General features: G+C 61.0%; 13 protein-coding genes. 6 read left to right on the top strand and 7 right to left on the bottom strand.

Annotated elements, in window-relative coordinates:
* Positions 1-73: 73 nt before the first annotated feature.
* The 3 genes from QMK58_RS15930 to tauA are packed head-to-tail and all read right to left on the bottom strand — an operon-like array spanning position 74 to position 2,842.
* Positions 74-943 carry an ABC transporter permease subunit gene (locus QMK58_RS15930; protein ID WP_053159349.1) on the bottom strand — a complete coding sequence of 290 codons (870 nt, stop codon included), beginning with the start codon at positions 941-943 and terminating at the stop codon, positions 74-76.
* Positions 940-1,779, bottom strand: a complete 840-nt coding sequence (locus QMK58_RS15925; protein ID WP_082344471.1) for a taurine ABC transporter ATP-binding protein — start codon at positions 1,777-1,779, stop codon at positions 940-942. Before QMK58_RS15925 ends, QMK58_RS15930 begins: the two co-directional genes overlap by 4 nt.
* A gap of 46 nt (positions 1,780-1,825) precedes the next feature.
* Entirely contained in the window at positions 1,826-2,842 is a 1,017-nt protein-coding gene (gene tauA, locus QMK58_RS15920; protein WP_053159352.1) for a taurine ABC transporter substrate-binding protein, read from the bottom strand.
* Positions 2,843-3,025: 183 nt separating this feature from the next.
* Here tauA and QMK58_RS15915 point away from each other — a divergent pair, with 183 nt between their 5' ends.
* Positions 3,026-4,519, top strand: a complete 1,494-nt coding sequence (locus QMK58_RS15915) for a PLP-dependent aminotransferase family protein (protein ID WP_053159354.1) — start codon at positions 3,026-3,028, stop codon at positions 4,517-4,519.
* Here QMK58_RS15915 and QMK58_RS15910 read toward each other — a convergent pair.
* Entirely contained in the window at positions 4,516-5,826 is a 1,311-nt protein-coding gene (locus QMK58_RS15910; protein WP_053159356.1) for an aminotransferase class III-fold pyridoxal phosphate-dependent enzyme, read from the bottom strand. The genes QMK58_RS15915 and QMK58_RS15910 overlap by 4 nt on opposite strands.
* Before the next feature lie 196 nt (positions 5,827-6,022).
* On the opposite strand from QMK58_RS15910, the gene QMK58_RS15905 reads away from it, so the two are divergent.
* Both QMK58_RS15905 and QMK58_RS15900 read left to right on the top strand, forming a co-directional pair.
* Positions 6,023-6,760, top strand: coding sequence for a sulfite exporter TauE/SafE family protein (locus QMK58_RS15905; protein WP_053159359.1), 738 nt, complete (start codon positions 6,023-6,025; stop codon positions 6,758-6,760).
* Between the two features lie 16 nt (positions 6,761-6,776).
* Positions 6,777-7,544 carry an SDR family oxidoreductase gene (locus QMK58_RS15900; RefSeq protein WP_053159360.1) on the top strand — a complete coding sequence of 256 codons (768 nt, stop codon included), beginning with the start codon at positions 6,777-6,779 and terminating at the stop codon, positions 7,542-7,544.
* Positions 7,545-7,958: 414 nt separating this feature from the next.
* Here the strand turns inward: QMK58_RS15900 and QMK58_RS15895 are convergent, their stop codons facing one another.
* Positions 7,959-8,846: a LysR substrate-binding domain-containing protein gene (locus QMK58_RS15895; RefSeq protein ID WP_320395017.1), complete on the bottom strand. Its 888-nt coding sequence runs from the start codon at positions 8,844-8,846 to the stop codon at positions 7,959-7,961.
* A gap of 108 nt (positions 8,847-8,954) precedes the next feature.
* Here QMK58_RS15895 and QMK58_RS15890 point away from each other — a divergent pair, with 108 nt between their 5' ends.
* On the top strand, positions 8,955-9,290 hold the full coding sequence (locus QMK58_RS15890; RefSeq protein ID WP_320395016.1) for a carboxymuconolactone decarboxylase family protein: 336 nt from the start codon (positions 8,955-8,957) through the stop codon (positions 9,288-9,290).
* Positions 9,291-9,296: 6 nt separating this feature from the next.
* Positions 9,297-9,671, top strand: a complete 375-nt coding sequence (locus tag QMK58_RS15885) for a tautomerase family protein (RefSeq protein ID WP_320395015.1) — start codon at positions 9,297-9,299, stop codon at positions 9,669-9,671.
* A gap of 141 nt (positions 9,672-9,812) precedes the next feature.
* Here the strand turns inward: QMK58_RS15885 and QMK58_RS15880 are convergent, their stop codons facing one another.
* Together QMK58_RS15880 and gabP are read right to left on the bottom strand one after the other, a co-directional pair.
* Positions 9,813-10,946: an aminotransferase class V-fold PLP-dependent enzyme gene (locus QMK58_RS15880; protein WP_053159369.1), complete on the bottom strand. Its 1,134-nt coding sequence runs from the start codon at positions 10,944-10,946 to the stop codon at positions 9,813-9,815.
* Between the two features lie 155 nt (positions 10,947-11,101).
* On the bottom strand, positions 11,102-12,502 hold the full coding sequence (gabP, locus tag QMK58_RS15875) for a GABA permease (protein ID WP_053159371.1): 1,401 nt from the start codon (positions 12,500-12,502) through the stop codon (positions 11,102-11,104).
* Between the two features lie 467 nt (positions 12,503-12,969).
* On the opposite strand from gabP, the gene QMK58_RS15870 reads away from it, so the two are divergent.
* Positions 12,970-14,028 (top strand): aromatic ring-hydroxylating dioxygenase subunit alpha, encoded by a 1,059-nt coding sequence (locus QMK58_RS15870; RefSeq protein WP_320395014.1) that lies wholly within the window; start codon positions 12,970-12,972, stop codon positions 14,026-14,028.
* The last annotated feature ends 79 nt before the right edge of the window (positions 14,029-14,107 follow it).

Genomic DNA, 14,107 nt, shown 5'->3' with positions numbered 1-14,107 from the left:
TTCTGCCCATCACGCCGGGGGCAGCCGATGCCCGAACAACTACCGGGCGTTGCCTGCGAAACCGCAGGCATGCTCAGGCCTTGCCTTTCCAAGGTACCAGGCGCCGTTCCAGCCAACGCATGCCCAGGTCGAACAGCAAGGCCATGACGCCGATGACCAAGATACCCATGATCACCACGTCGGTGGCCATGAATTTTGAAGCGGTCAACACCATGAAGCCCAGACCAGCTGTGGCCGCAACCATCTCGGCGGCCACCAGGGTGGTCCAGCCGAAGCCAATTGCGATGCGCATGCCGGTCAGTACCTCCGGCAGCGCCGCTGGCATGATCACGTGACGCAGCACCTGGGCACGACTGGCGCCCATGGAGTAGGCGGCATGAATCTGTTCGATGGCCACCGACTTGACCCCGGCGCGTGCGCTGAGGGCCAGCGGGGCGAACATCGCCAGGTAGATCAGCAGCACCTTGGAGCCCTCACCGATGCCCATCCAGATCACCACCAATGGCAAATACGCCAGCGGCGGTAGTGGCCGGTAGAACTCCACCAGCGGGTCGAAAATCCCGCGGGCCACGCGATTGACACCCATCATGATCCCCACCGGGATCGCCGTGAGCACTGCCAGGACAAACGCCCCGAAGACACGCAGGGCACTCCAGCCGATGTGGTTGAGCAAGGTCGCGTCGGCGAACCCGTCGCGGGCCACGTCCAGAAATTGTGCCCAGACGGCCTCGGGCGATGGCAGGAACAGCGGTTTGATCCAACCGGCGTTGGTTGCGATGTACCAGGTGGCAAACGCCAGTGCCACGGTGACCAGGCTCAAGACCAGGCTCGAACCATTGCCCGGTGCACCATACTGTTCGCCCGGTCGGGCGGGCGCGGCACGTCGCAGTTCATTGAGGGTGCGCAGCACGGCGTTGCGTTGTTTTTCGTCCATCAGGCTCATGCGGCCTCCTCGTCACCGTGGATAATGCTCAACACCTGCTCGCGCAGGGCAATGAATTCGGCACTGGATTTCACCGTTCGGGCGTCCTGGCCGGCGAGAAAACGGCGGCCGAAGTCGATCGGGAACTCGTGAGTGATGCGGCCTGGACGTGGCGACATGATGATCAGCCGGGTGGCCATGAACAGGGCTTCTTCGACGTCATGGGTGATAAAAAACATCATTTTTTCGGTGCGTATCCAGATCTGCAGGATCAGTTCCTGCAAGCGTTCGCGGGTCAGTGCATCCAGTGCTCCGAGCGGCTCGTCAAGCAACAGCATCTGCGGATCATTGGTCAGCGCCCGGGCGATTCCTACCCGTTGTTGCATACCGCCGGACAGCTGATACACCGCGTGGCCGGCGAAATCCGCCAGCCCCGTGAGCTCCAGGAAGTACCGTGCGCGCTCCTCGCGCTCCGCCCTGGCCACGCCGCGAAGTTTCAGGCCGAAGGCGACGTTGTCGAGCACATTCAACCAGGGCAGTAACGCATGCTTCTGGAAAACTACGCCGCGTTCGGACCCTGGCCCGGTGACCTGGTCGCGCAGTTGTGCCACCGCCGAGGTCTGTTGCGGCACCTGGCCGTGGAAATCACCCAGGGTGATCAAACCACTGCTGGGCTGGATGAAGCCGGCCATCAGGTTGAGCAGGGTGGTCTTGCCGCAGCCCGACGCCCCCAGGGCGACGACGAAATCGCCGCTGGCGATGTCCAGGTTGACCCCGGCCAGGGCCGTTACCCGCAGGCCTTTCTGCTGACCGGGGTAGTGTACCGACACGTCGTGGATTTTCAGGCTCAGGCCCATGGCTTTTTCCTCTTGGTGGGGTGACTCGCGCCGCCCGTTGCTGGGGTTACTCGGTGGCCTGGACGAAGCCCGGGTTGATCGCGACGCTGTAGTCGGGCAGCAGCGAGGGGATTTTTTTCTGTTCTTTGAGGAAGGCGGCAGTGGCCGCCAGCGCCTTGGCCGCGCCACCGTCCTTGCCCGCCCCCAGCCAGTTGGCACCGGCCTGTTCGGTGGCCAGAGGAAACTGGTAAAGGGCCAGCACGGGAGGCACTTCGTCAGGCTTGGCACCGGACTGGCGCGCCACGTTGATCACTTGCGGCGAGTCGGCGGTCCAACTGCCAGGCGCCTTCACGTAGTCGGCGGTGCTGGCCTGCAACACCTTGGTCAGGGCAAGCATGCCGGCGCCGTGCTCGGCGGCGAACTTGCGGTCGACCACGATGCCGTCGAAGGTGGCCTTGCCCCATTGGGTCAACTGCCCGGAGGTCAGCAACACCTGCCCGCTTTGCTTGAGGCGACCCAATGCCGGGTCCCAGATGAACGCCGCGTCGATGTCGCCGCGCTCCCACGCGGCCGGGATGTCCGAAGGCTGCAGGTTGATGACCTTGACCTTGCCGCTCAGGCCGAACTGTTCCAGGGCAAACAAGGCATGAAAGTGCGTGGTGGACACAAAAGGCACGGCCAGGGTTTTACCCGCCAGGTCTTGGGGCGCGACGATGCCGCTGCCATTGCGCACTACCAGGGCTTCGGCGTCATTGATGTTGTCCAGAATCCAGAACAACTGGGCGTCCACGCCACGGCTTACGGCGGCGGCAATCGGGCTGCTGCCGGCCACGCCGATCTGCACGTCACCGGAGGCCATAGCCAGCATCACATCGCCACCGCTGTCGAAGTTGCGCCATTGGATGTCCCAGCCAGTGGCCTTCTCGAATTGCTTCTCGGCGATGGCGTTCTTCCACGGCGCGAACATGCTTTGCACGCCGATAGTCACCGTCTGTGCCTGGGCAACAGTTGCAAGGCCCAGGGTCAGCGCGGCGGCGGGTAACAGCAGTGAGTGTCGAATCCATTGGTGCAGGGGCTTGAGCATGGTGTGGCTCCTAAGGTGGAAGGCATTGTTTTTCGCACAACTCGATCTTAGTGCCGGCCCGTTGCTTGCTTTAGATCCAGATGCGCCGGGCTTTGGTGCCAGCTATCCCGCCAGACCTTTGGGGGTAGGGCGTGCAGCACGACAGGTGCGCCATCGAGGTGCGTCATCAAGGGAGCAGGAACTATGTTGGAGCGTTATTTTCGTCCGTTCGAAGCCGGTCGCGGCTTGCAGGAGCAACTGCGCGAGAGCCTGCTCAACGCCATCCTCGATGGCGCGCTGCCGCCCAGTGACGCCATGCCCTCATCGCGTAAGCTGTGCCAGTTGCTCAAGGTATCGCGCAACACCGTGGTACTGGTCTACGAACAATTGGTGCAAGACGGCTACCTCACCCCCTCGGACCGGCGTGGCTATTTCATCAATGAAAAATTTCTGCGCCAGCAACTCAACGTCAGCCTGCGACCGAAATCCCCGGCACTCTTCGAGCGGCCTGATCATGCCCCGGACTGGGAACATCGGCTGCAGACCGGTTCGGCGCAGATGCGCGCCATCGTCAAGCCACGCAACTGGCGCGAGTACCGCTACCCGTTTATTTACGGGCAGATAGAGGATGACGAGCAGACCGCCGCGCGCTGGCGCGATTGCGCGCGGATCGCCGCCAGTGGCGCGCACATGCGCAGTTGGGTCGACGACCAGGTGATGCTCGACGATCCCTTGCTGGTGGAACAGATCATCCAGCGGGTGTTGCCAAAACGCGGTATTCAGGCGCGACCGGAACAGGTACTGGTAACCGTCGGCACGCAGAACTCGCTCTATATGATCGCGCGCCTGTTGGGTCGCCCTGGCCTCGAAATGGGCCTGGAAGAGCCCGGGTATGTCGATGCGCGGAACATTTTCAGCCTGATCGGATGCACGCTGCGTCCCCTGCGCATTGACCGGCAGGGACTGGTGGTGGACGAGCAATTGCAGGGGTGCGAAATGCTCTTCTGCACGCCCAGCCACCAATCGCCGACTGGGGTGACCATGCCGATGTACCGGCGCCTGGAGCTGTTGGCCAGTGCCCGCGAGAATGACTTTCTGATTATCGAGGACGACTATGAAAGCGAGCAGAACTTCCTCGGCAGCAACCACCCGGCGCTCAAGAGCTACGACGACAGTGGCCGGGTGATTTACCTGGGCAGCCTGACCAAGACCCTGTTGCCGGGCGTGCGGCTGGGCTTCGTTGCCGCCGATGCCGAGCTGATCCATGAGTTGCGCGCTTTGCGCCGGTACATGTACCGCCATCCGCCGTCGAACAACCAGCGCATTCTGGCGCTGTTCCTGGCCATGGGGCATTACGATGCCCATGCCCGGCGCCAGCGTGATCGGCTGGCGCGAAAATGGCGGGTGATCAGCCGGGCCTTGGCCGAGCATTTGCCAGAGTGCCACGCCAGTGGCATGGCGGGCGGTTCATCGATCTGGGTCAGCGGCCCGCCGATGGTGGATGCCTGGGCCTTGCAACGTCGGGTAGCCCGGCTCGGCGTGTTGATCGAGCCGGGGGATATTCATTTTCTCGGAGAGGGACGCACGGGATGTTACTTCCGGCTGGGCTTCGGTGCGATCGCCACGGCGTTGATCGAGCCGGGCATCGAGGCACTGGGCAAGGCCTGGCGCGAGTTGCGCCAGGCCGAACCGGCCTAAAGGCTTTCCTCGGCCAGGGTGCTCTTGAGCACCTCGAACATCGCGTCCACGTCGCTGCGGCTGGCCACCAGCGCCGGGGCGAAGATGATCGCGTCGCCTGTCGTTTTCACGTGCAGGCCGGCGTCGTACAGCGCCCGCTGTACCTGCGCGCCCTTGGCCCCGGGCGAGCTCCCTGGGGTCAGTTGGATGCCGCTGAGCAGGCCGTAGCCGCGCAAGTCACTGACCTGGGGCAGTCCGCGCAGTCCGCCCAGTGACTCCATGAAGTAGGGCGCCAACTGTTGACCGCGTCCGAACAGGTCCTCATCACGGTAAATGTCCAACGATGCCAGAGCGGCGGCGCACGCTGCCGGGTGACCGGAGTAGGTATAGCCATGGAACAGCTCTGGCCCCTGGCCTTGGCTGGCACCGACCACGGCGTCGTAGATCGCTTCGTCGACGGCCACCGCGCCCATGGGAATCGCGCCGTTGGTCAAGGCCTTGGCCATGGTAATAATGTCCGGCTTGACCGCGAAGCTTTGCGCGGCAAACGCCTCTCCCGTCCGACCGAAACCGGTGATCACTTCGTCGAATACCAGCAGGATTCCGTGGCGGTCGCAGATGTCGCGCAGGCGCTGCAGGTAGCCGGCTGGCGGTACATAGACACCGATGGATCCGGCGATGGGCTCGACAAAGCACGCCGCAATGCTGTCGGCGCCATGGGTAGCGATGATGCGCTCAAGGTCGCTGGCCAGGTCCCCGCCCTGGGCGGGCTCGCCCAATTGATAGCGCTGGTCTTCCTGCCAGGTGTGGCGCATGTGACTGACGTGGGGCAGACCGCCGGCGGCGAAGGCCTGGCGATTGCGCATCATGCCCGACAGGGCCACACCGCCGAAATTGACCCCATGGTAGGCCCATTCACGCGACACGAAACGGGTGCGCTGAGCCTGGCCGTTGGCCCGGTGGTAAGCCAGGGCGATCTTCATTGCGCTGTCCACCGACTCGGAACCGGAGTTGGTGAAGAACAGCTTGTTCAAGCCCGCCGGCAGGAGGTGGCAAAGGCGTTCGGCAAGCTCGAAAGACAACGGCGAAGCGCGCTGGAAATGCGGGGTGAAATCCAGGGTCAGCAGTTGCTTGCACACCGCCTCGGCGATTTCGGTGCGGCCATGCCCGGCCGCACAGCAGAACAGCCCCGAGCTGCCGTCGAGCAGCTCCCGACCTTCAGATGTCCAGTAGCGCACACCCTCGGCACGCACGAACAGTTGTGGGGCACGTTGAAACTCCCGGTTGTCGGTGAAGGGCATCCATTGATGGTTCAGGTTCGTTGCCATGGGGTTACTCCTGAGGGTGGGCACAGATCGGCCGGATACCCCGCAGCCTAGCCATGCGGTCGCGGCGTGCTTAGATCCAGTTGGGCATTTCGATGGAGCCAGAACGGCCAATACTGGACCCATTGAAAAGCCCATCTGGCTCTAAAGCGTGCACCGATGCCTGACTAGAGTGGCGTCATTGTCAAAGGAGCACGCCGTGAGCCCGGAATTGAATTGGACCTTGAGTGCCTTGTGCGTGCTGGTAGCCGCCGTTGTACGTGGTCTCACAGGATTTGGCTTCGCGGCCATCGCGGTCGTCGGACTGGCGATGCTCGGATCCCTGCGCGATGCCGTACCCCTGGTGTTGTGCCTGGAGGTGGCGTCGAGCCTGATGTTGTTGCGCGATGCATGGGCCGAGGCCGATTACCCGCTGTTGCGTCGGGTTCTGGTCGCGGCGGCGGTCGGCGTACCCTGCGGCATCTGGCTGCTGACCGGGATCGACAGCGAATGGTTGAGCCTTGGCGTGTACATGCTGGTGGCGACGCTGGCATTGCTCGGGTTGACGCGGGTGACGTTACCCATTGGCCGTGGACCTTGGGGGGCATGGCTGGTGGGCGGCGGCAGCGGGGCATTGATCGCCGCGTTTTCCATCGGCGGGCCTCTGGTGGTCGCCTGGCTCAGCCACAGCGGGCTGCGTGCCCGGCCGCTGCGGGCCACTCTGATCATGTTCTTTTTCGCCGTGGACCTGGCGGCCCTGGCCGGGCTGGCGTTGGCCCATTCCATCGGGCCGAAGGTCCCACAGCAGGCCCTGACACTACTCTTGCCACTGTTGTCCGGGCTGTGGATAGGGCAGAGGTTGTTCCTGCACATTCGCGCCGACCACGCGGCACGACTCACCCAATGGCTATTGCTGGCGTTGGCAGGCTTGGGCCTGCTGGGCCGGTCATGGTCCTGACATCTGGAGATTGATCATGCAACCTACTGTGTTTATCACCGGCGCCACCTCCGGTTTCGGCGAAGCCTGTGCGCGACGCTTCGCCCGGGCCGGCTGGTCGATGGTGCTCACCGGCCGCCGCGAAGAACGCTTGCTGCGCCTGGCCAACGAATTGGGCAGGCAGAGCGATGTATGGCCTTTGGTCCTGGACGTGCGCGAGCGCGATGCCATGGAAACGGCGATCGACCAATTGCCGGAGCACTTCAAGACCCTGCGCGGGCTGATCAACAACGCGGGCCTGGCGCTGGGTACCGAAGCGGCCCAGGCCTGCTCGCTGGATGACTGGGAAACCATGGTCGACACCAACATCAAGGGATTGCTTTACAGCACCCGACTGCTGCTGCCGCGTCTGATCGCTCACGGCACCGGGGCAAGCATCGTTAACCTCGGTTCCATTGCCGGAAACTGGCCGTACCCCGGTAGCCACGTGTACGGCGCCACCAAGGCCTTCGTGCGGCAGTTTTCGTTGAACCTGCGTTGCGACCTGCAAGGTACCGGGGTGCGGGTCACCAACCTGGAACCAGGCTTGTGCGAAAGCGAATTCTCGCTAGTGCGATTTGCCGGCGACACCCAGAAGTACAACGCCGTGTACGCCAACGCCCAGCCGCTGCAACCTGCGGACATCGCCGAGACTATCTTTTGGCTGATGAACCAGCCGGCGCATATCAACATCAACAGCCTGGAAGTGATGCCGGTAACCCAAGCCTGGAACAACTTTGCGATTGAGCGTGGCGCGGTGGCCTGAATCGCTGGGGATTCATACGCAATCGGCCTGTAGCAAGAGATTGTCTGGCTGCGATGCCGGCGGGTGAGTGCAGTTGGCTCACTTTGCGCCATGAGTCGGGAGGCCTGTCCGATATCTTTACTGGCAGACCTCCCGCGCATATTGAATGTTTTGCCACCTGCCCGAGGTCATCACAGAAGTGTGTTTGATATCGCTGGTACGCAGTTTCGATAATCTTTGGCGGTAACCGCGTTGCGTTGGTTACCTTGGCTCCTGCGAATGAAGCTCACCACCGCCGCGACTTCTTGATCGTCCAGGCGCCAGGCAAAAGTGGGCATCTGCACCGGAGAGGGCAAACAGCGCCGCTGGCGCGTTTGGCGCAAGGCGCATCTTGTAGGTGTTTGCACCCTCCAGGAACGTCCCGGGCACCTTCGATTATTTCGTCATCGTGAAACGCAATGCCTGTTCTTCCAGGCTCGTTTTGATCAATCCAGCCAAAACTCGGGTGGCAGGTGTCTGCTCGTCGCCTGCGCTGTGCAGCATATAGCCAAGGCTTGGCACGGGTGGCAGGCCAGAAACGACGGTGAGATGGCTCGGCAGTCCGATTCGGGGGCGCAGCGTCAGGCCCAATCCGGCGGCGACGGCCGCCCAGAGACCAGCGACGCTGGGGCTGGTCAGGGCAATTCGCCAGGGTATCTGCGCGGCATCCAGCGCCTGGGTGGCGACGCTGCGCAATACGCAAGGCGCGTCGAACATGATCAATGGCAGCGGTGAGTCATCAAGGGCAGTCAACAATGGCGTATCGCGGGCCCCGATCCAGTGCATCCGGGTTTCGCCCAAGCGCGTGGCATAGGGTGACATGTGCCCGGTGTCCCAGGTCAGCGCCAGGTCCAGATCTGCACTTTCGACCAGAGCAAGCAGTTCGGCGTTACGGGCGATTCGGACTTCGAGATTCACTCTTGGATAAGTCTGGACGAAGCGTCGCAGAATATCGCTAAGGAAATGTTCCCCGAAGTCCTCCTGTAGCCCGAGGCGTAGGGTCCCGGCGGTCTGGTTTTCGTGCAGCGTCTGGAAAATGCCGTCGTTCAGTTCCAGCAACCGGCGGGCATGGCTGAGCAGTGTTTCCCCCATGGGGGTCAAGACCAGCCCGCGACCGGATTTGGCCAGTACCGGCGTACCGACCTGCTCCTCGAGCTTCTTCAATTGAGCGCTCACGGCAGACGTCGACCGACCGAGCCGATCCGCTGCTTTGGCAAAACTGTTGTAGTCCACGCCGGTGACGAAGGTGCGCAGTACGTCAAGATCGAAGGTAGGGCGGCGCATTCAATAGTCCACTAAATCAGGATGATTGATGCTATTAAATCTGATATTCGGAATGGTTGCGACTTGTTAGTTTTCCTCAGTCATTTGGATATCAGAGGGAAAAACAACATGAGTGCATCGACGGTCACGGGGCGAGAAAACCTCAGCAACTACCCGCAGAAGTTTGCCGAACTCACCGACAACATATTGTTTGGCGACATGTGGACCCGGACTCAATTGAAGCCCCGAGAACGCAGTCTGGCAACGGTGGCCGCGCTGGTGGCGATGTACCGTCTGGAGCAACTGCCCTTTCATTTGAAACGCGCACTGGATAACGGTTTGTGTGTCGATGAACTGGCTGAAGTCATTACCCATCTGGCGTTTTACTCAGGTTGGCCGACAGCCGCCTCGGCGCTGAATCTGCTCAGTGAGCTACAGGCTTGCCCTTCAAATTGTCAGGAGTAATCGTTGATGCCATTTGCACGCATTTCACTGCACCGGGGGAAGTCGCCCGAGTATCTACAGGCATTGTCCGAGGGACTGCACGACGCCTTGGTCGAGAGCTTCGAAGTGCCGAAGACAGATCGTTTCCAGGCCTTTGACCAGCATGCGGTCGGCGAGCTGATATTTGATCCCCACTATCTGGGTGGGCCGCGTAGCCATGACTTTGTGCTGATCGCGATTACCGCTGGTCGCCCTCGAAGTGTTGAGACGAAACAGCTTTTTTACCGCGATCTGGTCGAGAGGTTGGGACGGGCGACGGGACTGAGCGCAGAGGATGTCATGGTGGTTATCACCACGACGGCCAGCGATGAGTGGTCGTTTGGAGGAGGGCGGGGCAACTAGCGGCCTACCGCCGCCGATCATCCGCCCGTGCAAGCCGTATTTGGGAATTCCTTCTTGAATGCGGCTAGGGTCGGCAGTGCCCGGGCAAGATACCTTCCGAGTATTCACCGGTTCGGTCTGTGCTGCGGGCACGCTGAGGGCTTAGTTAACCATCACTTCGTCGAGCGCCTGCTCTAGGGTGCTGACCGTGCGCTCGATATTGTGCAGCTTTTCGAGCCCGAACAGACCGATGCGGAACGTCTGGAAGTCGGCCGGCTCGTCGCATTGCAACGGCACTCCGGCGGCGATCTGCAGGCCGTGGTTGGCAAATTTCTTGCCGCTCTTGATGTCGGCATCATCGGTGTAGCTCACCACTACGCCAGGGGCCTGAAAGCCGGCTGCGGCCACGCTTTTAATGCCTTTGCCGGTCAACATTGCGCGCACCCGATCGCCCAGGGCCTGTTGTTCACCGCGGACCCTGTCGAAACCGTAGGCTTGCGTCTCTTTCATCACTTCGTTGAACCGCGCGAGGGAATCGCTGGGCATGGTCGCATGGTAGGCGTGTCCGCCCTGTTCGTAGGCCTGCATGATCTGAAGCCACTTTTTCAGGTCGCAGGCGAAGCTGCTGCTCTGCGTCTGCTCGATGCGCTCGAGGGCCAAAGAACTGAACATCACCAGGGCGCAGCAAGGGGAGGCGCTCCAGCCTTTCTGCGGTGCGCTGATCAGCAGGTCGACTGCGCATTTTTGCATATCAACCCAAAGCGTGCCTGAGGCGATGCAGTCCAGTACGAACAGGCCACCTACCGCATGCACGGCGTCGCCGACGGCCCGCAGGTAGTCGTCGGGCAGGATGATCCCTGATGAGGTTTCAACGTGGGGGGCGAAGACAATCTGCGGCCTCGAAGCCTCAATGGCTGCCAGCACGTCGTCCAGAGGCGGTGGGGCGTAGGCAGCTTGTCGACCCGTGTCGACCGGTCGGGCTTTGAGCACCGTAGTGGCCGCCGGGATATTGCCCATCTCCAGGATCTGGCTCCAGCGATAACTGAACCAGCCGTTGCGTATCACCAGACATTGCTGGTCGGTGGCAAACTGTCGTGCCACCGCCTCCATGCCAAATGTGCCGCTGCCCGGGACCACCGCGACAGCCTGGGCGTTGTAGACCTGTTTCAGGGTTGTGGAAATGTTCCTCATCACGGCTTGGAATGACTGCGACATGTGGTTGAGCGAGCGGTCGGTGTAGACCACTGAGTACTCGACCAGCCCCTCAGGATCGATACCGGGATATAGCTTTGACATGGAGTGACTCCTTTGGCAGAGATGTCAGTGGTATCGACCCTGCCCTAAGCCTTGGCAAATGACAAGATTGCTCGGGATTGAATTGCGACTTCTGTCGAGTGGCGGGCATCACCTGTGGGGGAGTTTCAGGTTCGACGCAAATACCTCCCTGGTTTTTATCCCACTGACGTAACCCTCGCCGCCTGGGCAGGGTGACGCGACGTCACAAGACCAATAAAGGAAATCGCCAGCGCCAATCCAATGGTCGTGCTCACTTCCGTACGGTGTTCCGGGGTGATCATCATGACCGCCAGCGCTGCGCAAATGAACACGATCACCAGCCATGTCAGCCATGGAAACAGCCACATGCGAAAGGTCAGCTCGACGTTCTGCCGACGTAATATCCGGCGCATGCGCAGCTGCGAAACCGCAATGGCCAGGTACACCAGCAAGGCAATCGCGCCGGAGCTGGCCAGCAGGAACTCAAACAGCCCGGCGGGCATGAAGTAGCTCCACACGGTGATCGCCGCGCCCAGCACCGTGCTGGCGATGACGGCCGCCCGTGGTACCCCTTCCGAGGAGGTCACCTTCAGCCCCTTCGGCGCATCGCCACGTCGGCCCAGTGAAAACAACATGCGCGAGGCAATGTAGATCGAGGAGTTCATGCAACTGGCCACGGCAATCAGAACGACTACGTCGACCATGAACTTGGCATGAGCAATGTTCATGATTTCCAGGGCCCGCTGATAAGAGCCTACCGAGGCCAGCAACGGATCATTCCAGGGCACCACGGAGATGACCACGAAAATCGACAGCAGGTAAAACACCCCGATGCGCCAGATCACCGAGCGCGTTGCCTTTGCAATGTTCTGGGCGGGATTATTGGATTCGGCCGCCGCGATGGTGACCGCTTCCGTACCGATGAAGCTGAACATGATGGTGATGAAGGCGCCGACTACCGCTGACAGGCCGTTGGGAGCAAAGCCACCGTGCTCAGCCATCAGGCCGCTCAGTCCGCTGACTTCCCGGTCGGGAACCCAGCCCATCAGTACGGCAAAACCCACGCCGATGAAAGCTATGATCGCAACGACCTTGGCCATGGCGAACCAGAATTCGAATTCGCCGTACTTGGAGACACTGAACAGATTGGTGACCACCAACGCAATGATCGACACCAGGGCGAACAGCCAGGCATCGATCTGGGGAAACCATTGATTGAGCACATGGCCCGCCGCGAGCGCTTCGATAGGAATCACCAGGACCCAGAACCACCAATAGAGCCAACCGATGGTAAAACCGGCCCAGCGTCCTATGGCCTGGTCGGCATAGGTGGAGAACGAGCCCGTGTCCGGATTGGCTACCGCCATTTCACCGAGCATGCGCATGACCAGAACGACGAGCAAGCCTGAGAATAGATAGGCCAGGAGGACCGCTGGACCCGCCGCAGCAATGGCATGCCCTGAGCCAACGAACAAACCGGCGCCGATAATACCGGCGATTGACAGCATTGTTACGTGACGAGGCTTGAAGCCCTGCGCCAATTGGCCACTCGAATCCCTGGAGTTCGGGCTAATCATTGGTTTTTTTCTCTGCTGGTCGACATTTAAGCGGATTGACAGGGGCAACCGATCATCGTTGTTACCGCATTCTTCAACCGCTGCAGTTCTTGTCAAACCCATCATTTCGATGGGGGTATCTCGATGAAAAGATGCGCCACCTTACCCGGCTTCTCCGCTGATTCAGTTACCTGATCACGCCACCTCCGTGTCTGATATCGACACATCAATACATTGTGTTCTCGGTGAAAACCAGTCAGTCACCAAGTGGCCAGCGTCAATCCTCTCGGTTCTTTGAGCGTTGTTTAAATAAGGCCGCGTCGGTCCTGGAAACGACTTCACTCAGGCGTGGTACTCGCAAGGTTGGATATGGCTGAGCCTGCATTAATGGATCCATTGATAGTCTGTCATCTACGATTAGCTTGACTTGACCCGGTAATGTCCGCTCAAATGGATCCATAAAAACAAGCCTGACTTGGAGATCCCCCATGTATCCGAAGAACACCTGGTATGTCGCCTGCACCCCGGACGAGATCGCTGACAAGCCCCTTGGGCGGCAAATATGCGGTGAGAAAATCGTTTTCTATCGAGGCCATGAAGGGCGCGTTGCCGCCGTCGAGGATTTTTGCCCACACCGCGGCGCCCCCCTATCGCTTGGGTATGTCGAGAACGGCAACCTGGTCTGTGGCTACCACGGCCTGGTGATGGGCTGTGATGGCAAAACCGTCGAAATGCCAGGTCAGCGCGTACGGGGTTTTCCGTGCAACAAGACCTACGCGGTTGAAGAGCGTTACGGTTTTATCTGGGTCTGGCCTGGGGAACAGGACAAGGCTGACCCAACCCTGATCCATCATCTGGAATGGGCTGTGAGCGATGAGTGGGCCTACGGTGGTGGACTGTTCCACATCGGCTGCGACTATCGCCTGATGATCGATAACCTGATGGATCTCACCCACGAAACCTACGTGCACGCCTCGAGCATCGGCCAGAAAGAGATCGATGAAGCGCCACCGGTCACCACCGTTGAGGGTGACGAAGTGGTCACCGCGCGGCACATGGAAAACATCATGGCGCCGCCGTTCTGGCGCATGGCCCTGCGGGGTAACAATCTGGCCGATGACGTGCCGGTGGACCGTTGGCAGATCTGCCGCTTCAGCCCGCCCAGTCACGTATTGATCGAAGTGGGCGTGGCCCACGCGGGCAAGGGCGGTTACAACGCGCAGCCGCAGCACAAGGCCGCGAGCATCGTGGTCGACTTCATTACTCCGGAAACCGACACCTCGATCTGGTACTTCTGGGGTATGGCACGCAACTTCAATCCGCAAGACGAGGCACTGACCGCCAGCATTCGCGAGGGCCAGGGCAAGATCTTCAGCGAAGACCTGAACATGCTTGAGCAGCAGCAGAAAAACCTGCTGGCCAATCCTCAGCGCAACTTGCTCAAGCTCAACATCGATGCCGGTGGCGTGCAGTCCAGGCGAGTGCTGGAGCGCATCATCGCCCGTGAGCGGTCTCCGGCGGTCGAGCTGATTACCTCGGTCAAGTAGCGACGGCGAGCGCCCTCGAACGTACCCCGGTCCACTCCCATTCCCATTGTTCGCGGCCACTGCGGTGGCCGGTCTTGAA

This window comes from Pseudomonas sp. P8_241, assembly GCF_034008315.1.
In the GTDB taxonomy this organism is placed as follows: domain Bacteria; phylum Pseudomonadota; class Gammaproteobacteria; order Pseudomonadales; family Pseudomonadaceae; genus Aquipseudomonas.
Note: the sequence above shows the minus strand (reverse complement) of the source record. Positions and strands in the feature narration are given on the sequence as shown.

What these genes read in the sequence shown, in the direction of transcription:
- QMK58_RS15930 (WP_053159349.1), bottom strand. Translation starts at nt 943, where the DNA reads ATGAGCCTGATGGACGAAAAACAACGCAACGCCGTGCTGCGCACCCTC.
- QMK58_RS15880 (WP_053159369.1), bottom strand. Translation starts at nt 10,946, where the DNA reads ATGTCAAAGCTATATCCCGGTATCGATCCTGAGGGGCTGGTCGAGTAC.
- QMK58_RS15870 (WP_320395014.1), top strand. Translation starts at nt 12,970, where the DNA reads ATGTATCCGAAGAACACCTGGTATGTCGCCTGCACCCCGGACGAGATC.
- QMK58_RS15885 (WP_320395015.1), top strand. Translation starts at nt 9,297, where the DNA reads ATGCCATTTGCACGCATTTCACTGCACCGGGGGAAGTCGCCCGAGTAT.
- tauA (WP_053159352.1), bottom strand. Translation starts at nt 2,842, where the DNA reads ATGCTCAAGCCCCTGCACCAATGGATTCGACACTCACTGCTGTTACCC.
- QMK58_RS15890 (WP_320395016.1), top strand. Translation starts at nt 8,955, where the DNA reads ATGAGTGCATCGACGGTCACGGGGCGAGAAAACCTCAGCAACTACCCG.
- gabP (WP_053159371.1), bottom strand. Translation starts at nt 12,502, where the DNA reads ATGATTAGCCCGAACTCCAGGGATTCGAGTGGCCAATTGGCGCAGGGC.
- QMK58_RS15910 (WP_053159356.1), bottom strand. Translation starts at nt 5,826, where the DNA reads ATGGCAACGAACCTGAACCATCAATGGATGCCCTTCACCGACAACCGG.
- QMK58_RS15900 (WP_053159360.1), top strand. Translation starts at nt 6,777, where the DNA reads ATGCAACCTACTGTGTTTATCACCGGCGCCACCTCCGGTTTCGGCGAA.
- QMK58_RS15915 (WP_053159354.1), top strand. Translation starts at nt 3,026, where the DNA reads ATGTTGGAGCGTTATTTTCGTCCGTTCGAAGCCGGTCGCGGCTTGCAG.
- QMK58_RS15895 (WP_320395017.1), bottom strand. Translation starts at nt 8,846, where the DNA reads ATGCGCCGCCCTACCTTCGATCTTGACGTACTGCGCACCTTCGTCACC.
- QMK58_RS15925 (WP_082344471.1), bottom strand. Translation starts at nt 1,779, where the DNA reads ATGGGCCTGAGCCTGAAAATCCACGACGTGTCGGTACACTACCCCGGT.